General features: G+C 40.4%; 12 protein-coding genes. 9 read left to right on the top strand and 3 right to left on the bottom strand.

Annotated elements, in window-relative coordinates; genetic code table 11:
• Positions 1-4: 4 nt before the first annotated feature.
• From H8B21_RS18280 to arfB, 9 genes are all read left to right on the top strand, one after another.
• Entirely contained in the window at positions 5-1,504 is a 1,500-nt protein-coding gene (locus H8B21_RS18280) for a sulfatase family protein (RefSeq protein ID WP_223815132.1), read from the top strand.
• Positions 1,505-1,523: 19 nt separating this feature from the next.
• The gene (locus H8B21_RS18275; protein WP_190315292.1) at positions 1,524-2,888 is read left to right on the top strand and encodes a sulfatase family protein; all 1,365 of its coding nucleotides are present in this window, start codon (positions 1,524-1,526) and stop codon (positions 2,886-2,888) included.
• Positions 2,889-2,903: 15 nt separating this feature from the next.
• On the top strand, positions 2,904-6,989 hold the full coding sequence (locus H8B21_RS18270) for a hybrid sensor histidine kinase/response regulator transcription factor (RefSeq protein WP_190315291.1): 4,086 nt from the start codon (positions 2,904-2,906) through the stop codon (positions 6,987-6,989).
• A 195-nt stretch (positions 6,990-7,184) separates the two neighbouring features.
• Entirely contained in the window at positions 7,185-8,441 is a 1,257-nt protein-coding gene (locus tag H8B21_RS18265; protein WP_190315290.1) for an MFS transporter, read from the top strand.
• A gap of 20 nt (positions 8,442-8,461) precedes the next feature.
• Positions 8,462-10,540, top strand: coding sequence for a heparin-sulfate lyase HepC (gene hepC / locus H8B21_RS18260; RefSeq protein WP_223815131.1), 2,079 nt, complete (start codon positions 8,462-8,464; stop codon positions 10,538-10,540).
• A gap of 32 nt (positions 10,541-10,572) precedes the next feature.
• The gene (locus H8B21_RS18255) at positions 10,573-12,717 is read left to right on the top strand and encodes a surface glycan-binding family protein (protein WP_223815130.1); all 2,145 of its coding nucleotides are present in this window, start codon (positions 10,573-10,575) and stop codon (positions 12,715-12,717) included.
• Positions 12,599-15,871, top strand: coding sequence for a SusC/RagA family TonB-linked outer membrane protein (locus H8B21_RS18250; RefSeq protein ID WP_223815129.1), 3,273 nt, complete (start codon positions 12,599-12,601; stop codon positions 15,869-15,871). The genes H8B21_RS18255 and H8B21_RS18250 overlap by 119 nt, the downstream gene beginning before the upstream one ends.
• Positions 15,872-15,889: 18 nt before the next feature.
• Positions 15,890-17,584 carry a RagB/SusD family nutrient uptake outer membrane protein gene (locus H8B21_RS18245; protein ID WP_190315288.1) on the top strand — a complete coding sequence of 565 codons (1,695 nt, stop codon included), beginning with the start codon at positions 15,890-15,892 and terminating at the stop codon, positions 17,582-17,584.
• A gap of 104 nt (positions 17,585-17,688) precedes the next feature.
• Complete coding sequence (gene arfB, locus H8B21_RS18240; protein WP_190315287.1) at positions 17,689-18,096, top strand: alternative ribosome rescue aminoacyl-tRNA hydrolase ArfB; 408 nt, start codon at positions 17,689-17,691, stop codon at positions 18,094-18,096.
• Positions 18,097-18,105: 9 nt separating this feature from the next.
• Here the strand turns inward: arfB and H8B21_RS18235 are convergent, their stop codons facing one another.
• The 3 genes from H8B21_RS18235 to H8B21_RS18225 all read right to left on the bottom strand — a co-directional run bounded on the left by H8B21_RS18235 (position 18,106) and on the right by H8B21_RS18225 (position 20,353).
• Positions 18,106-18,381, bottom strand: coding sequence for a hypothetical protein (locus H8B21_RS18235; protein ID WP_165295434.1), 276 nt, complete (start codon positions 18,379-18,381; stop codon positions 18,106-18,108).
• A gap of 177 nt (positions 18,382-18,558) precedes the next feature.
• Positions 18,559-19,314: a LytR/AlgR family response regulator transcription factor gene (locus H8B21_RS18230; RefSeq protein ID WP_190315286.1), complete on the bottom strand. Its 756-nt coding sequence runs from the start codon at positions 19,312-19,314 to the stop codon at positions 18,559-18,561.
• Entirely contained in the window at positions 19,295-20,353 is a 1,059-nt protein-coding gene (locus H8B21_RS18225) for a sensor histidine kinase (protein WP_190315285.1), read from the bottom strand. The genes H8B21_RS18230 and H8B21_RS18225 overlap by 20 nt, the downstream gene beginning before the upstream one ends.
• Positions 20,354-20,369: the final 16 nt, after the last annotated feature.

Genomic DNA, 20,369 nt, shown 5'->3' with positions numbered 1-20,369 from the left:
AAAGATGATGAATACGATAACCCGTATAAAATGCTGTTGTTTATTGGCAATAGCTTTTTGCCTATCCTGTACCTCCGAAAAAGAACAGGATAGACCCAATATTTTATTGTTGATGTCTGACAATCAATCGTGGAATCACGTAGGAGTATATGGTGATTCCGTAGTGAAGACACCAAACATGGATAAAATTGCATCCGAAGGAGTGCGTTTTACGCATGCGTTCTGTAATTCACCGTCCTGTACACCAGCGAGAGCTGCGTTACTAACTGGTCAAGATATTTGGCGTATAGAAGAAGGTGCGAACTTATGGGGAACGCTACCAACAAAATTCGAAGTTTTCCCCGAATTATTGGAAAAAGCCGGCTACCGCGTAGGGTATGATGGAAAAGGCTGGGGGCCCGGTAGCTATGAGGCCAATGGTAGAACACGAAACCCGGGAGGCGACCAATACCGGAACTTTGCAGATTTCATTAAAAATGCAAAAAAAGGCGAGCCATGGAGTTATTGGTTTAATAGCTTACATCCGCATCGACCTTATGAAGTTGGTTCTGGGCAAAAGGCAGGAATTGACATCCATAAAATCAACGCACCGGCTTATTTACCAGATACCGAAGATGTGCGAATAGATATTGCGGATTACTACGCCGCTATACAAACGTTTGATACAGAAGTAGGAGAGATTATGCAGCAATTGGAAGAAAGCGGTCATTTAGAAAACACGATCGTATTGATTTGTAGCGATAACGGATGGCAGATGCCGAGAGGTCTTGCTAATCTTTACGATTTTGGTACAAGGGTGCCGTTGATTGTTTCTTGGCCAGAGAAATTTAAGACAGATGCTGTTACCGAGGACTTAGTCACATTACTTGATCTGGCACCAACTTTCCTAACACTGGCGAAAGCAGAGGTGCCGGATTACATGACCGGAAAAAGTTTGCTGCCGATATTGGAGAAAGATGGGGAAATAGCAGACTCTCGAGAATTTGTCGTCATAGGAAGAGAAAGACATGCTTTTGTAAGGCAGCATGGATTAGGTTATCCGGGAAGAGCTATTCGGACGAAAGAATATTTATATATTAAAAATTATGAGGCGGATAGATGGCCTGCAGGTGATCCGCCATTATATGGCGATGTCGATCCGTATATGTTAAACTACCCGGGACCGGCGAAATTTTTTATTTTGGAGCATAAAGATGAACCGATAGCAAAGCAAGCGTTTGAGTTGGCATTTGCAAAACGTCCGTCGGAAGAACTGTATCATATTGTAAATGATCCAGATCAATTGCATAATTTAGCCGACGATGCGGATTATCAAGCGATCAAGCAAGAATTGTCGTCTAAAATGATTGCCCATTTAAAAGAAACAAAAGACCCGAGAGAAACAGGTGGAGAGATTATATGGGATAGCACCGATTACTTTAGTGAGATAGACAAAACGCCGGTGCCAAGCAAAGAAGCCATAGAGAAATTTAATCTTGATACGATGTACAATTATCTGAAATAGATTAAAGCAAAAAAGTAACATGAAAACATGCATTTCATTTTTTATCGTATTTCTCTGGTGTGCTGTATTAAGTGCACAGACAGATCGTTCAGATCGTCCTAATATATTGATTATTATGACCGATCAGCAAACAGCTGAGGCGATGAGTTGTGCCGGAAACCAAGATTTGCACACGCCGGCCATGGATTTCTTGGCGTCGAACGGTACGCGATTTACGGAGGCATATTGTGCACAACCCTTGTGTACGCCGTCACGTTCGTCGATGTTTAGTGGCGTTATGCCCAGTGAGAACGGCTTTATCGGGAATTATCCAGAAGAAGATGGACAATGGCCAGATTCCTTATTGTTTATGGGTAAAATATTTAAAGACGCGGGTTATAAAACAGGTTACGTAGGCAAATGGCACATACCATTGCCGGCATCCAATATCGCTCAACATGGATTCGAATATATTGAAAATACCTGGACAGGTGATTTCATGGATGCTGCAATTCCTGCTTACAGTGCGCGGTTCATGAAAGAAAACAAAGACCATCCTTTTTTGTTAGTGGCTTCGTTTCTCAATCCACACGATATTTGTGAATGGGCACGAGACGACTATTTAAAAATGGATTTTATAGACAACCCTCCGCCTCCGGAAGAATGCCCAGAGTTACCTTACAATTGGAAGATATCACCTCTTGAACCTCCGATTATACGTGAACAACAAAAAGTAAACCTGCGCACCTATCCGTCAATAGATTGGGGGGAAGGAAGATGGAGACAATATCGTTGGGCATATAATAGATTGGTAGAGCGAGTTGATGGATATGTGCAGATGATTTTAGACGGGCTTAAAAAATATGGTTTGGAAGACAATACGATTATTATCTTTACCAGTGATCATGGTGATGGATATGCTGCTCATCAATGGAACCAAAAACAGGTATTGTATCAAGAATCGATCAAAGTACCTTTTATTATTTCTAAGATTGGCGATTTTCAACCAGAAGTCAATGATCGACTTATTTGTAACGGGACGGATATCATGACAACTGCTTGTTCTTATGCCGGGATTGAAGGGCCCTCTTACCTAAAAGGTAGAGATATCAGTCAAATTATGCATGGTAAACAGAGCGAATGGAGAGATACATTGGTCGTAGAGACCGATTTTGCGGATAATACCGTTTTGCTGGATATAAAAGGTCGAGCCGTTATTACATCGCAATATAAATATATTATTTACAGTAAAGGAGAAAGAAGAGAACAGCTGTTTGATTTAAAGTCCGATCCGGGAGAAACAAAAAATTTAGTATACGATAAGCGTTATCAAACAACCCTCGCTGATATGCGAAATTACTTGAAAAACTATTCGGATACAGAAAGAGAAATATTTGGTTTGTAAATTTGAGCCATCCAAATGAAATTACACCTATTGAAAATATTCTTTCTGGCCTATGTGGTCTGTCCATTGTGTGTATGCGCACAATGGACACAAGACACTAAACGGCAATTCAGAACGATTTCAATAGAACAAGGGCTTTCGCAAAGCACCGTCTATACCATTGTGCAGGATAGTTTGGGCTTTATGTGGTTGGGTACTCAAGACGGCCTTAATCGTTATGATGGAAACTCTTTCCAAGTATTTAGACCGGACAAAACGGATACCACCACCATTTCCTCCTCTTATATTCGAAGTTTGTATGTAGATAGTAAAGGAAAATTGTGGGTTGGTGGAAATAAAGGGATTAGTTCATTTGATTACGTTACCGAATCCTTTCATAATTACGATCTCGAAATTAAGGCAGGAGAGTGGTTTGTAACTGCTTTAGGTCAAGATATGGATGGTAAGCTATGGATGGCAACAAATGGCGGTGACCTGTATCAATTGGATGTGGTAGCCGACAGTTTTCACAAGGTTGATCTAGGCGATTTTGCTACTGAAGTTAACAGTATTTCGAGTATTGCCAGAATGGACCATTTGCTTTTGCTTAGTACCGATATAGGTATTTTGCAATTGGACAGCAATCAAAAGAAGGTCAGTAAATTTGCGTTGGATGCAAGACTAAATGTAAACTACATTGTTGTAGATAGTACATACGTGTGGATAGGCACGGAAGGAGATGGGCTTTTTGAATATACCCGTGTTACTCGTGGAATAAAACAATATAAACATAGGATTGGTTCGATCTATTCCAGTCTAGCGGATGATGATGTGCGGAGTCTTGCCAAAGATGAGGAAGGCAATTTATGGGTTGGAACATTTAAAGGATTGAGCATACTCGATGTAAAAACCAAGGTCATACAAAACTACTTTCAGCAACCGTCCGTTCCGCATACATTAAGCCAAAATTCCGTTCGATATATTTATCGGGATAAGCAAAATGGTATGTGGATGGGGACCTTTTATGGCGGTGTTTCCTACTTCCACAACGATGATATCCGGTTTAGCTTTTTGAATAGAAATACAGGTAATCTCTCTCTAAATGACAATGTCGTAAACGTTATTAAAGAAGATGCAGCCCAAAATATTTGGATAGGAACTAATGATAAAGGGTTGAATTTTTGGAATCGGAAAGAAAATGTAGTTCAATTCTATTCACATAGCGAAGAAGACGTGACTTCACTTGCCTCTAATAATATTAAAGCTATCGCTTTTGATAATCAAGGGAATGTACTTGTCGGTACACACAATGCAGGTATGGGGATATTTAACCCTAAAACCGGAAAAACGGTTGTTTTTCGACATAATCCGGAGGATGGAACGTCTATTGCGGGCGACATGGTGTATGCGCTTTTAAAAGACAAAACGGGACGTATTTGGGTAGGGACAAGATCTGGTCTCGATCGATTTAATGAATCGAATCAAAATTTTTCCCATATCTATCTGGACAAAAAAGGAACTCGGCTTTCAGCTGATGAAATTACAACCATGGTGGAAGACAGTAAAGGAAGGATATGGATAGGAACGACCAATGGTATCAACATTCTATATCCCGACCAACTTGTTTTTGAGGTTTTCCCCGGATCAAATCTGAGTAGTGACGTTATTACAGCTATTGTAGAAGATAAAAATCAGACAATTTGGGTAGCCACTCGAGATGGTCTGAATTACTACGATGAACAAAGTAAATCTTTTAAAATATTTGAAAACGGAAAGCGAATAGAAGGCATCATCTATGGGATGCTATGCGATAATGATGGAAATTTGTGGCTTACAACCGCCAAAAATTTATTGCGGCTTGATCCACAAAATGGCGAATACTTATTGTTTGACAATCGAGACGGTTTACAGATCAGTCAGTTTAACCTCTCTGCTACAGAGAAAACGTCTGATGGTATATTGCTTTTTGGGGGCATCAATGGTCTCACGTATTTCAAACCCGAGGAAGCCGTTCCCAAGAAACTCCAGCTTCGTATTATGTTCACCAGATTGGAAGTGTTGAATAGACCTGTATTTGCAGGAGATCACCATCAGATTTTAGACCAGCATATTGATAAACAATCTTCATTTGAGCTGAATCATGACCATAAGCAATTTACCATCTATTTTAATACATTCGATTATATCGCTCCCAGCAAGATCAGATATCGCTACCGGTTAGAAGGGTTTGATGAGGACTGGGTGGAGCGCACGGACGTATCAAGTGCCACATATACGAATTTAAAGGCGGGTACGTATAAGTTTGAAGTTGAGGCTGTCGGTCCCTTGGGAGAATTCAGCACCATGCGTAGTATAAAAATTAAAATATTGCCGCCATGGTGGAAAAGCAATTGGTTTTATATCATTATATCGGTGTTTGGGCTGGCTATTGCTTATGTCGCTTATTCTGTTGTCACAGAACGTATGCGGACACTTCACCAACTCAAAATGGAACGTCTGCAACGTGAGTTTGCAAGTAGTAAGCTGCGATTAGAGAGGATAGAACATGAAAAAGTGGACACAATCAATAAGATGAAAACCAACTTTTTTACCAATATTTCACACGAATTTAGGACACCATTGACATTGATTATATCGCCATTGGAAGAACTCCTAAATAATAAAGATATAGATTCGACCATAAAAAAATATCTTGAATTGATGTTATTGAATGTCAAAAGATTATATCAGTTGGTGGATCAGCTATTGGAGTTTAGGAAGGTAGAAGCAGATACGAAAAGACTGAAGATTGCGGAGAGTGATATCGTACGTTTTGTGAAAGAAATCTACGAATCATTCAGTACGATGGCAGAAAAGAATAATATAGGCTATACATTTATATGTCCCGAAGAAAAGATGATCGGATTTTTTGATCGGGATGCGATAGAACGAGTATGTTTCAATCTACTATCCAATGCTTTTAAATATACCAAAGAAGGAGGGGAGATTAGTATCCGTCTTCAGAAAAAAGAGGAGTTACTCGTAATCAGCGTTTTGGATACCGGAATCGGCATTCCTTCGGAAGAGCAATCACAAATCTTCGAACGGTTTTATCAAGTAGATTCCCGCGAAATGAACCTAGGTTCGGGAATAGGATTAGCTTTCACCAAGAAGTTAGTGGAATTGCATCACGGTCGTATTGATGTAGAAAGTGAAATAGGGAAGGGGAGTGTGTTTACCGTCCAAATTCCTTACGACGAAAAATATTATGCCCCAGAGGAACGGGTGGATTATGACGCCATTATTGGAAAGGAAGAGATACCAGATGCCGCTGATGCTCATCTGACTAGCCATTCTGAAGAAGTTGATGCATCCATGCAGGAGCGCGAAACCTTATTGATTGTGGATGATAATCGAGAGATTGTAGAATATCTAAATCATTATTTCGGAAAACGTTACGAAACAAGGGTTGCTTATAATGGACGGGAAGCGTTAGATATATTGACAAAAGAGGCGTTCGATTTGGTTATCTCCGATGTGATGATGCCGGAAGTTGACGGTATTCAACTTTGTAAAAAAATAAAACAGAATATCAATACATGCCATATTCCGGTTATCCTATTAACGGCAAAAACTGAAACAGGTGATCAAATACAAGGATTGGCCGTCGGGGCGGATGATTATATTGCTAAGCCGTTTTCCGTAGCCATATTGGATGCTAAAATCCAGAATATTCTAAGAACCAGAAAACGACTAAAAGAATACTATTCTTCTAGTAACGAGATTGTTCCGGAAAATATCGCTTTTAATGCTATGGATGAAGAGTTCTTGCGTCAGGCTATTACCATCATCGAATCCAATACGAGTGATTCTGGCTTTTCTGTAGATAAATTTAGTAAAGAAATAGGGATGAGCCGTTCCAATCTGTATCTCAAATTGAAAGCAATTACAGGGGAATCTGCAACAGATTTTATTAAACGTATCCGCTTTAAAAAAGCAGTGGATTTATTGAAACAAAAACAATATACCGTAGCACAGATCGCATATATGTGTGGTTTTAATTCCCCATCCTACTTTTCTACGGCTTTCAAGCAATATTATGGATTTATGCCTAGCGAATATTTAGAAAAAAATGTGCCCTAAGCTGTTTTTAAGGGGAAAATGAATCGATTTAACCAATATTGAAACATTAATAATCAAAATTGAAATGGGTCAATCTTCATCAAGTTTAATTTTGATGAAGTGTTAAGGTATTTAGCTTTCGTACAGCGGAAATGAATACCTTAAACATGAAAAGAGAAAAACCTAAAATTTTCACAGTCATAATCGTTTTTAAAGATGCAAAGAAGTAAGTTTTTAGTCGCGATCATTTTGGTTATTTGGTTTGTGATTTCTTTTGTCACCAATATCATAGGTCCGTTGATTCCGATTGTTATCGAGACTTATCAATTAAGTCTTACAATGGCTGCATTTTTACCTTTTTCTTTCTTCCTTGCTTATGGCGTAATGTCCATCCCGGCGGGAATGATGGTAGAGCGATTAGGCGAAAAAAAATCCATGCTTATTGCCTTTACGCTTAACTTTTTAGGATCTATCGCTATTGCCGTTTATCCAGTTTATACCATCGCCTTAGGTTCCTTGTTTACGATTGGCATTGGAATGGCGATGTTGCAGGTTATTATCAATCCGCTAATGCGGGTTGCAGGAGGAGAAGAGAATTTTGCATTCTACTCCGTATTGGGGCAATTGGTTTTTGGTTTAGGCTCTTTTGTCGGCCCATTCGTCTTTACTTATTTAATGCAGAAAATCGCACAACCGGCATCCGCAGATGGGATAGCAAAATTTTTGTCTTCATTGATTAGAGGAGAGATGAACTGGACGGTGCTATATTGGTTGTTTAGTTTGATATTCATCGTGGTATTCTTAACCGTTGCCCTTATCAACATACCAAAGGTGAATCGAAAACAAGACGAAAAAGCTGGAACACTATCGCTGTATGCAGAATTGTTAAAAGATAAAAAAGTTATTTTGTTCTTTCTAGGAATTGTGGCTTACGTAGGTACAGAGCAAGCACTGGCAAACTGGATGTCTGAATTTTTAAAGCAGTATCATGGGGTCGATCCCACTACAGAAGGAGCTAGAGTGATTGCTTGGTTCTGGGGATTAATGTCTATCGGGTGTTTTGTAGGTTTAGGACTGCTAAGAATATTTGATTCAAGATTGATTCTTAAGATAGCCTCCGCCATTACGTTAGTGATGATAACGTTCGCGTTGTTTGGCGTGAAGGGAATATCGTACTATGCCTTTATGGCGTGCGGATTCTCCATATCAGTGATGTTTTCCATTATCTTTTCTCTGGCACTCAATTCCGTATTAAAGCATCATGGCTCATTCTCGGGAATACTGTGTTCCGGTATTTTCGGGGGGGCATTAATGCCTTTGATCGTGGGATCTTTGGGCGATTATATTGGGTTACGGTACGCCATGACCGTTCTGTACCTAACAGTCGGTTATATTTTATTTCTAGCTTATTATGCTAAACCACTAATACCCAATAAAACTGTGGAAATAAAAGAATTATTTCGACCTAATTAATGAATAAAAATTTAACCAATATGATGATAACCTTAAAACACCTCGCTATATATTTTATGGCGTTGGTTTTTCTTGCTTGCACGAAAGAGAACCTCAAGAATCCAGGTTCAACAGCTGACGATGAAGAACAGAATAACTGGAATTTGGCGATAGATTCTCAAATATTTGAAGTAATCAATCTCGATTATCCGGGACTGGAAAATGCGAAGACATTCTATGAATCGGAAGCGTATGGACGTGCTGCACAAGCTATCCTAGAGTACTATCGGTCGCGAACCGGTATCGTGAATCCGGTAATTTCGCTTATCAATCCATCGGCTAGTGAAGATGATAAACTCAAAGCGAGTTTTGCACTAGATAGTTATCGCTTTTTTGTGAACAATTATTTTGAAGATGCCAATGCTAAAATGCCTTACTCGTTAAATGATGGAGGTACAATTAATTGGGCGTTCGAGCCAGTAGGAGCAGATAACGAGTACCAACGGCAACTGCATAGGCATCAGTGGTTCGTGCCACAGGCTAAGGTATATCGTGTAACTAAGGATGAAAAGCACATTCAGTCTTGGATTAGTGTATATGGCGATTGGCTGGAAAATAATCCAAAACCAGCATCTGGAACGAACAATACGACTTGGTGGCAACTTCAAGTAGCGGAGCGGACATTGGGGCAAACTCAATTATTTGAGTATTATAAAAATTCGACAAATTTCACACCGGAATGGTTTACCAAATTTATGGTGCATTTTGCCGAGCACGCTGATTTTCTAGTGGAATACCCTTATGATAGTGGTAATATCTTAATATCACAGGCAAGCGCGTTGGTGTCAGCGGGCGTTTTGTTCCCCGAATTCAAACAAGCAGCGAACTGGAGAAATACAGGTTTCCAGATTTTGGATACGGAAGTGAAAAACCAGTTTTTGGAAGACGGGATGCATTATGAATTGGATTTCAGTTACCATATCAGCGCCATAGCCGATTTTTATGAAATCATGAAATTGGCAGAAGCAAATAAAAAAATAGTCGGTGATGCAGCGGCAAATTTCAATCAATATTTGCATAAAGCAGCACAAGTAGTCATGCACTTCACATACCCTAATTATTTTTTGAACCCTCCGGGAGGTCAGCTTGTTCCGGGCTTCAATGATACACGGCAGAGCTCTTGGACGAGATCAGTACTTAATCGAAACTTCTCAAGATATAACGAGATGTTTCCGCAAGACAATGAACTGTTGTATATGAGTACATATGGTCAACGTGGAACGCAGCCCTCTACCGAATCCCAAGCATTCGTATCTTCTGGTTACTATATGTTGCGCAACGGGTGGGATCGTTCTTCCACGATGTTGATTCATAGCAATAATTATGCAGAAGGCCCCATTCAGGTATGGAGCCATAACCAGCCGGATAACGGAACGTTTGAGCTCTATCACAATGGACGGAATTTCTTCCCGGATGCTGGTGTATATGCGTATATGAGTGATGGCGACAATAGTGCCAGGATATGGTACCGTCAGACGAGAGTACATAATACCATGACGCTTAATGAACAAAATATTGTTAATGCAAAAGGTAAATCACTCGGGGTGTTTTCGAATGGCCAGCAGGAGGTTGTGGTAACGGAAAATCAAGGCTATAATAACTTAAAACATCGTCGTTATATCTTCTTTGTAGAAAAGAAATTCTTTGTATTGGTGGATGAAGGTATTGGGAACGCGGCAGGAACGGTTAACCTGAACTTCCACCTGTGCGAAGGGGAAGATGAAGTCGTATTATCGACGGCACAGCATGGCGCACATACTCATTTTGCTGACGGAAATAATATCATCGCCAGAACATTTGGAAACGAAACGTTGACAACGACTCCGTTCGAAGGCCGGGTTTCCTATGCTCCGGGCGTCATGACAAACCGCAAGGCCTATAAGATCAATATGGAAAAAGGAGCAAATCAAACCGCCCGTTATATCACCGTGTTATATCCCGCTAACCAAGCAGCTTCCGTGCAAATTAATGCAAAGTTTAAAGAGTCTTATCGAGATTCTGGAGTGAGCGTTGACGTTGTTGTGAATGGAAAAACATATAATTTAAATTGTAATCTCTAACATATACTATTATGGACCATATAAATATAAAAATGAAGTGGAAACAATATCTTATCATACTATGGGTATCCTTGTTTGTGACGACAGCGTGTGAAAAAACGGAGGTTGTTGACAGTACAGATTTTACATTATACTATACTGGGATGACGGATATAGGTCCGTCTATGACGGGTGTTATTAATCCGCCTTCATACATTGGAGCTGCACCAACAGATTTTAAGATTGCACATGTCACGCTAGACGATGTGACACATTCCGGAAATAACTTCGAAATCGATTCGGAAACAGGTAGTATTAGCATCAAAGAAACATCGGATATGCCCGTGGGGGTATATAAGCTTACCATTAGTTGTTCTTCGAATGGAACACGGTATGAGTTTAAAGATGCGTTAGCAATCAATATGATGAAGCCGGTTCCCGATGGGATTACTGTCACGCCGAACAAGCTGACAGTGAGCTGGGCGGATGTCGTGGATGCATCCAGTCCGATAGAATTGCCTACAGCTCAGGTAACAACAGATGACGACCACGTTTCTATTACCAAGTATGAAATAGCACGAAGTGATTTTTCTAAGTATTTTGCGATCTCTTCTTCCGGTTTGATATCCATTGTACGGGGAGATGCAAGCCTATCTCCTGGCAAATATGTACTTGCTCTAAAATTGACAACTGGTGCGTCAAAAGAGGATGAAGGGATATTTGAAAATGCAATTGAAATTGATGTAACCTCCGAACCTTTAGCACTAACGTATACGCCTGCTCAGGGAAAATTAGAAGAAGAATCAGAGTTTAGTGGAAAAACAACGTTTCGTAGTAATACACCTGCGTTAAAAGGTTCGACTGAGGGAGTGCAATATGCCATCAAAAATATCCTGCCAGCAACAGATAAAATAACAATCAACCCGCAAACGGGCGTCATTTCGGTCGCAGAGAACCATGGTCTTACAGCAGGGCAAAAATACACAGTGACTGTGAATGTGAAGAATGCCTATGCTGCAGAAGGGATCGATTTTGAAGATGTGTTTGAGTTAGACGTGGTAGAGTATATTGAACCAATAGCTAATTTTACTTACCAAAATGTAGATGCCATACAGGCGGTTGCTTTTGATATAAGTCTGGATGACGATTTCAAAGGGGATGAGGTGCGCTTTGAATTCCTTGATTTGCCATCTCCACTGCAAGGTAATATAACGCTTGATCACGTGGGCAATATCAGTTCACCTAAGGGGAATACGATTCCTATCGGAAACTATACCATTAAGGTAAAAGCAACAAACCCGAAAAGTGAAGAAGCCAATCCGACTATTGCCTCTTTCACCTTGACCGTGCGTGCTAACCCGAATTACTTTACCTATGTAAGATATGGAAATAATTTAGGGCTATCGCCGGCTGAAAATTATGCAAACCAGTTTCGTATTGCAGTAGGCGCGCCGCTTTCTTCGGTTAGCCCAACGCCGACAACGGATGCAAAGGTATCAGTGACTTACGAAATCCAAGGTATTCATCAGGGCTCAGGAACAACAATAGATATAAACACCGGCAAAATTACCCTGGGAAATATTGCTGCCAGAAATTGTGGTGTCTTCATGGTGACGGCTACTGCAGGAAAAGGCACGCCATCGGAGTATTCCATACAAACACCTGTATTCTTCCATAATTCAGAAGCCTTGGCCTCGCCGAGCAACGCTTCTGAAATGGTTGTTGTTGAATATTCACCATTTGTTTTCCAAGTGAATCCCGGTGCAGGTGGGCGCTCCATCCAGCCTAATATTAATGGTGTGAATAATATGAGCAGGTTCACATTGGATTACAGGCGGAACTTCAATTACTATAATTTCTTCGGAACGCACGGAAGCGGGCAACCAAATGGTGCGAATACATTCTTACAGAATCTTTGGAATACCTACGCACAAAATAGAGGAATAAATCCAAATTACGGGTCAAGAGATCCATTGTCTTATTTCGGAAATGTTAGCAGTAACACACATCATCAGACATTGGCGTATATAGATCCCAATACCTTTCAAGTAATCGTGAATCCGAATAAATGGACGTATAATGGAGAAACTGCTAATGGTGTTATGGTGGGACAGGTCACTTTTGAAACCAATGGCAATGACCCTGCAAGTGGCGGACAGATATTTCCGATTGTTTTATGGTTTGACTCAAAATTTTAAGAAGAATATGTATAATATGATAATAAGGAAAGTATTGGACAAGAGGCTCATCATGTCCATTATCGCATTGTTGTTGTCCGTTGGGCTGTATGCACAACGTGTCACACTGAAAGGAACTGTGCTTGATGAATCTGAAACACCTCTAAAAGGAGCGACGGTCGCGGTGGTCGGACAACCCGGAAGCACATCAACGGATGATAACGGTACATTTTCTATACGGGTGAGCCAAGGACAGACATTACAAATCAGTTATGTAGGATACATCGATCAGGCACTACGAATCAGCGGACAGAATAACTTAGTTATTAGATTAGCACCTTCAGCTTCGGCGTTGGAAGAAGTTGTTGTCGTCGGATATGGAGAAGTGAAGCGTGGTGATTTGACCGGTTCAGTAGCATCGGTAGGAGCAAAGGATATCGAAGAGTTTAGAACAAGTTCTGTTTTGGGTGCTTTAGGTGGACAGGTAGCTGGTGTGCAGATTACTCAGGCTGACGGTGAGCCAGGCTCTGGTTTTAGCGTGAATATCCGTGGAGTGGGGACATTAACCGGAGATGCCTCGCCACTTTATATCGTAGATGGCTTCGAGGTGAGTAATCTGGATTTTTTAGCTAATACGGATATTGAATCAATTGATGTCTTAAAGGATGCCTCGGCTTCAGCGATATACGGAGCACGAGCGGCAAATGGCGTGGTGTTGGTAACGACAAAGCAAGGTAAAATAGGGAAACCAAGGATAACCTATACCGGAGCAACCAGCCACCGCGAGATATATAAGCAATTGGAACTGTTGTCGCCGTATGAATTTGTGAAGTTGCAAGCAGATGTAAACGATCGTTATGCCTCGACTTATTATAGGGAGGGAGAAGATGATGACGGTGTTCCGTTCAAATACCAATCGGCAGAGGATTACATTGGCGTTCCAGGTATTAACTGGCAGTCAGAAACATTTCGTCCTACTTGGTCGCAAGACCATAATGTATCGGTCAATGGGGGTGTTGAAGCAACACGGTATAACTTTTCCTTCAACCGATACAAGGAAGATGGGATATTCAATAACAGCGGATTTGGTCGGACAACAGCTAATATGCGGATCAATCAGAAACTGACCAATTCCATTACATTGGATGCGCGCGTTAATTATGCGATGGTCAATAGAGCGGGGGTGGGTACGACAGAAGATGCCGGACGATTTAATATGCTAGCCCAAATTTTCAGTGCACGTCCTACTGGTGGATTACGTGTAGATGATCGAACGCTTTTGGAATCTGCAATAGACCCGGAGATGTTGGAAGAAGGTCAAAGTCTTGCACAGGTGAACCCCGTCTTGCAAACCGAGTCGGTGACAAATGACAGGAGACAAGAGTTATGGGGAACAAATCTCTCTGTTACTTGGCAGATATTGAAAGGATTGACATTCCGATCGGCCGGAACATACAATACCACAAATTATCGAAATGATGTTTTTTACAAGCAAGACTCCAGACAAGCTTATCGTAACGGACAGAAACCATACGGGCAAACGCAAGCTGGAAAAAACCTAAGATGGGTGAACTACAATAACCTGACATGGAAACAGCAGATAGATGACAAACACAGCTATGATGTCATGGTCGGACAGGAGGCTTCTTTCCGAAGCACAGAATACCTATTAGGGCAAGCGATGGATTTTCCATTTGATAATCTTGGAAATAATAATCTTGGTGTAGGGGCTACACCTAGCCGAGTTACAACAGACTTTTTTGACCAAAAGCTCTTATCATTTTTTGCTCGTGCAAATTACAATTATGGTGATCGGTATTTATTAACAGCTACTATGCGTGCCGATGGTTCTACTGTTTTTTCTAGTAAGAATAAATGGGGTTATTTTCCATCCTTTGCGGCGGCTTGGCGTATTTCGGAAGAATCCTTCCTAAAAGATGTCAGCGTATTATCCAACCTAAAACTCCGTGCAGGTTGGGGGATAGTTGGAAATGATAGAATACCGAATTATCTTTCTTTGGATTTATATGAGTTGAGTAGATATGGTATCGGCACCACTACACATACCGTACTGACACCAAAACATCTTCGAAATGAAAACTTGAAATGGGAGGGAGCTTCTACGATAAATCTTGGACTTGACTGGGGCTTTTTCAACAATCGATTGACAATGGTTACCGATTTGTTCGTAAAGGATACCAGGGATTTACTGCTAGCACAATCACTTGCGCATGTAACGGGTTTTGATGCGCAGTACCAGAATATCGGTAAAATTCGTAACAAGGGATTTGAGTGGACGGTTGTCGGTAGACCTATCCAAAAGAAAGACTTCACTTGGGAGTCGAGTTTTAATATCTCTTTTATCCGAAATGAATTGAGGGCTTTACAAGACGGTGTAGAAGCCATGTTTTCCCGCTCGAATTTTGATAGCAACTTTACGGAATACGATTATGTTGCGTACGTAGGACAATCGTTAGGACTGATGTATGGTTATGAATTTGATGGAATCTATCAATACAGTGATTTTAATACAACGCCGGACGGACGATTACTATTGAAAGAAGGCGTTACAGACAACCGGCGGATGTCGAATCTGGCGCCAGGTATGGTAAAATATAAAGATCAAACGGGTGATGGTATCATTACTACAGATGATCGTACGGTTATCGGAAATGCTATTCCTAAATGGTTTGGCGGGTTTACGAATAGCTTTCAGTATAAAGGAATCGATTTAAGCTTTCTGTTCCAGTTTAATTATGGCAACGATGTTTATAATGCGACCCGTTTGTATTCAACACAATCCCGCAGCGGTCGCCGGAATATGTTAGCGGAGGTAGCCGATCGTTGGACGCCTACAAACGCTTCTAATAAAGTACCGTCTACGAATGGGTATGTGACGAACGATGTGTATTCCCGCTTTATCGAAGATGGTTCCTTTCTGCGGTTAAAAAATGTGGCGGTTGGCTATAATTTACCCATTACATGGATCAGCAAGGCAAAATTGTCTCGTGCTCGCGTATATGCGGTAGGGCAAAATTTATGGACACTAACGGGATATAGTGGGTATGACCCGGAGGTGAGCGTAAACGCGAGTAATCCTATGACACCTGGACTTGATTGGGGAGCTTACCCAAGGAGTAAGGTGTTTACATTTGGATTGGAAGTGCAGTTTTAACGAAATACTTTAAGAAAGATGAAAAGAGTAATATATTATATCCTGACAGGTGTTTTATTAATGTTTAATACGGCTTGTTCAGACTATCTATCGGAAGAATCGTATACGGATATCGACAAAAATAATTACATGACGAATGCGGCAGAAGCACAAAATGTACTGTTGGGAGTATATCGTAACATGGTTGTAGATGCAGTGTATGGTTATCATTTATCTATTTTGTTTCCGCTGGGGACTGATATTTCCCAAGTGGAAGGTAATTCTAATGAGAACTTTCGGATTATACCAACCAATTCCTTTTCGGCAAATCAAGCTGAAATACAACGGACGTGGGCCGCATTATACAATGGTATATATAATGCCAATGATTTTATTGAAGGTATTGAGGAAAAGATGGAAAACTATTCCAATGAGGATCGGGAATTGGCAACTATATACATCGCGGAAGCTAGAAGTTTGAGAGCATTGTTTTACTTTGAGTTGTTGCGTCGATATGGCCACATCGCATTAATAACGAATACGGCAATGTCTAATCAACATCCGTCTACTTTTGTGCAAGAAGAGCCTGTTAAAGTGTATGAGTTTATTGAACAAGACTTACAGTATGCAGTAAAAAATCTGCCTTACGCAGCTGATGACACCAAAAGAAGTGATAATAGTTTCCGATTTTCGAAAGGTGCAGCTCTAGGATTATTGGCAAAAGTATATGCGACTTGGGCTGGATATCCTGTTGGAGATGAATCAAAATGGGAATTGGCAGCCAATACGGCGGAAATTTTAATAACCTCCAATAAACATGGTTTGCTCTCCGATTACGAGCAATTGTGGAAAAATGCTGGCTCCGGTATCTGGAACCCGGCAGAGAGTTTGATTGAAGCTTCTTTCTATTCACCTACCGCAGTAAACGGGGCACAAGATCCCATTGGCCGGATAGGAAAATGGAATGGTGTCCGTGCAACAGAAATCGCGGGTCAACGAGGAAGAAACGCGGGAAACGTGCGTGTTGTACACACTTTTGCGCTTGATTGGCGTACATATCCTGAAGACTTGCGTAGAGATATCGCGATTGCTAATTATCAATATAACCCGGCAAAAGTACTATGGGTAAAAGGAGCGAATGATACGGACGAACAAGCTAGAGCGGACGATGCTGATCCGACTAGAAAACAACCGCAAAAACAAAATTACACACCAGGCAAATGGGATACGGAGAAATATGTGCCCCAAAGTAATGCGCTCATCAATAACGATATGTCAAATATCAATTGGTATGTTTTAAGATATGCCGATGTGCTATTACTGTACGCGGAAGCAGTAAATGAATGGAAGCAAGGACCTACGGCAGATGCTTATGCGGCTGTCAACATGGTGCGTAGAAGAGGGTATGGATTGCCAATGGAAGCAAGCAGTAATTTGGCCGATTTACCGTCTGGTTTAGATATTAGTGGATTTCGGGACGCTGTCCGAAAAGAACGTGCATTCGAATTGGCATTTGAAGGGCACCGTAAACTTGATCTTATCCGTTGGGGAATCTATTATGAAACCGTGCGGGCTACAGCAGTGAACTTAGGATTATGGTGGCAATCTGCTAATTCGCCGAATTATGTAGTTGGGCAACCAGGGTATACAACACAAGGTAAACATGAATTGTATCCTATCCCGCAACGGGATATGGACTTAATGCAGCAATTTGAACAAAACCCAGGTTGGTAGGGAAGATATAAAAATAGTATATCAATGTTTTATTGCTCCACATAAGCTATATGATCTTGTGTGGAGTTTTTTATTTAACTGAGAAAAATACTTAAATTTAAATTATGAACAATGAATTGTTACAAAAAGAGCTTGCGTACAAAACCTCCCGTTCCGGAGGAGCAGGAGGACAGCATGTAAACAAGGTGGAATCAAAGGTAACACTTATCTGGAATGTCAATGAATCAGAAAGTATGACAGAAGATGAGAAAATACGTGTTCGCCAAAAATTAGCCAACCGATTAAATAAAGACGGTCTGTTGCAAATGGAGGCTTCGACCGAAAGAAGCCAAGTGAAGAATAAGGAGATTGTCACGGCACGTTTCTTTGATCTCCTTTATCAAGCGCTAAAAAAGGAGAAGAAACGGGTAGCAACAAAAATTCCTAAGTCCCAAATTCTGGATCGATTAGATCGAAAGAAAAAGCAATCCCAAAAGAAACAGAATCGTAGAAAGAAATTCAATTTCGATTAATAGTAACTCCTATTCCCGAAAATGGCTTACAGCCAAAGGTCGTCCTTGTTCATCTTTTTCAAAGGCGGCCAAAAATGCCACTTTATGTCCCTCTAAGTGTAGGAATCTGGAAATGAAATCTTCATTACGTTGAGTAGATTCAATGCGTAATATAAAATCCTCATCGTCCAGATCAACTGTCGCAAATTTGATGTCCTTTGATACCTGATAAAGTTTCGCAATGAGGTGGGAACGCTCTAAAATTGTTTGAATAGAGGTTTTGAAAATCAATACATACTTGTTCATCAATCGACTATTTGTTTTGAATATTAATACTAAAGAATTAACCTAACCAATAACCAAAACAAATATGCATGAAATGTAACGAGACTTTTATAAAAAATCGGTCGAAGCGGACAAAATATCGGTTGAACCGTCAATCTTTTCGGTGAAACATCTCTTTTTTATAGTTCAAATCTCAAATTATCCCTCCAACCATTGTATAAAAGTATGATATTTTTCTTTACTGACCGAAATCTTGATAGGATGGTCTACATGTAAATTGATAGCTAGTTTACGTGACAGACCTAGATTTGCGAAAGCAATTGCATCGCGATTTAAGATATGCTGGCGGTTTACCCGGAAAAAACCGTCGCCCAGTAAATGCTCCATTTCTTCTAAAGATTTATTGATCAGGTACTCCTTGCCACCGTGTGTTTTGACGAAAACATTGTCGAACTCAATATAACAAAGGGCAATATCGGTTATCTGAACGGGAATGATTTTATCGCCATGTATAACAACCAAGGACTTTTTTGTCCTATCGGCTATTTTGCCTTCGTTTACCGAATGAACCATGTCGAGTGTAGTTTTATTAAATGCTTGCCGTAAAAGACGGTATTTTTCTAAAGTTTTATGAATGCTTTCATCAGAAAACGGCTTTAAAATGTAATCTAACCCGAAATGTTGGAAAGCCTCCATCATATACTGGTTATAAGCTGTACAAAATACGATAGGAGCCTTCGGTGGGATTGTCTTGAAAATATCGAAAGACTCGCCATCTCCAAGCTGAATATCACTGAAAATGAGATCAACCGGCTGATCGTTTTTAAAATAGGTTATTGCCTCCCGCACACTTGTCAAACGGGCGCAGAGTTGCATATTCGGTTCTAAACGTTTTAGCGTCAAACACAAATCTTCAGCTGTCAAGTCTTCGTCTTCAATGATGATGGTTCTCATGTTGAATAAGTTTAAGCCGTACCTCAAAAGTAGTCCCATTTTCATTAATAATTACACTGTCTTGAAGGTAATAACTGAACCGTTCTTTGAGGTTATTCAGTCCATAATTATTATTGTCTCCCATAGAGGGTTTGCGTAAACATACATTGTTGCTCACAACTATCCACCCTCCTTGTTCACGGATAGTAATAAATAATGGATGATCAATTGTATAAAAGTTATGTTTCAGTGCGTTATCAACCAACGGTTGCAAAGAGAAAATGGGTAATAAATCTTGCTGGACATTTTCTGACACTTGGATATCAAACTGTATTGCTTCATTAAATCGAAGCTTCTGCATGGAAAGATAATCTTCACAAAGTTTGAGTTCTTGCTGGACAGTTGCTAAACCATCCTCTGAGGTCATAAAGCTTCCACGTAAATAATCAGAGAGTTGTAATAAATAAGATTCAGCCTTGGCGCTATCCTTTTTAATAAGCGATTTCAAACTAGAAAGGGCGTTGAATAGGAAATGAGGCTGAACTTGTTGGCGCAACATTTGGTTAACAGCACGTTCTTTTAGTTTGTCTAATTTTGACCTTTCTAGTTCCAGTTGATTTTTAAAGTAATCCGTCATCAAAAAATACAACCACAGCAAAACGATAAAATCTATAACAGCCGCTCTAAAGGCAGAGAGAAAAATAAAATTAAAGAGAGAGCCTGCGATGATTTTCTCCTCTTCCGGGCTCAGTGTCCCTAAACAATATAACAAAGCTAACATGCTCAGACATATGGTAAAGGTCACCAAAAAACCAAATATCTTCACTTTTATAGGAGACTTAATGGGGTCTTTTACATCGAAATGAATATGCAAGATAAGGTTACAGATAATGATACTGAAGAAACCAACGAACCCCACACAGGTATTTAGCCAAAAGTTAGCTTGGTCAGTGTATATCGCGTTAATAATCGAAATCGAAACGATACATAGCGAAAATGCAGCACTACGTTTAATCCAATATTTTAGCGGGTAGCGATGTTGATTGCGTATAAATCCCATTTATAATATCTTTTTA

This window comes from Sphingobacterium chuzhouense (genome assembly GCF_014692525.1).
Classification (GTDB): Bacteria; Bacteroidota; Bacteroidia; order Sphingobacteriales; family Sphingobacteriaceae; genus Sphingobacterium; species Sphingobacterium chuzhouense.
The sequence above is the reverse complement of the archived record's forward strand: the minus strand, read 5'-3'. Positions and strand labels throughout refer to the sequence as shown.

Coding starts and splice junctions, on each gene's coding strand:
- H8B21_RS18280 (WP_223815132.1), top strand. CDS start 5: ATGATGAATACGATAACCCGTATAAAATGCTGTTGTTTATTGGCAATA.
- H8B21_RS18275 (WP_190315292.1), top strand. CDS start 1,524: ATGAAAACATGCATTTCATTTTTTATCGTATTTCTCTGGTGTGCTGTA.
- H8B21_RS18270 (WP_190315291.1), top strand. CDS start 2,904: ATGAAATTACACCTATTGAAAATATTCTTTCTGGCCTATGTGGTCTGT.
- H8B21_RS18265 (WP_190315290.1), top strand. CDS start 7,185: ATGCAAAGAAGTAAGTTTTTAGTCGCGATCATTTTGGTTATTTGGTTT.
- hepC (WP_223815131.1), top strand. CDS start 8,462: ATGATGATAACCTTAAAACACCTCGCTATATATTTTATGGCGTTGGTT.
- H8B21_RS18255 (WP_223815130.1), top strand. CDS start 10,573: ATGAAGTGGAAACAATATCTTATCATACTATGGGTATCCTTGTTTGTG.
- H8B21_RS18250 (WP_223815129.1), top strand. CDS start 12,599: ATGGAGAAACTGCTAATGGTGTTATGGTGGGACAGGTCACTTTTGAAA.
- H8B21_RS18245 (WP_190315288.1), top strand. CDS start 15,890: ATGAAAAGAGTAATATATTATATCCTGACAGGTGTTTTATTAATGTTT.
- arfB (WP_190315287.1), top strand. CDS start 17,689: ATGAACAATGAATTGTTACAAAAAGAGCTTGCGTACAAAACCTCCCGT.
- H8B21_RS18235 (WP_165295434.1), bottom strand. CDS start 18,381: ATGAACAAGTATGTATTGATTTTCAAAACCTCTATTCAAACAATTTTA.
- H8B21_RS18230 (WP_190315286.1), bottom strand. CDS start 19,314: ATGAGAACCATCATCATTGAAGACGAAGACTTGACAGCTGAAGATTTG.
- H8B21_RS18225 (WP_190315285.1), bottom strand. CDS start 20,353: ATGGGATTTATACGCAATCAACATCGCTACCCGCTAAAATATTGGATT.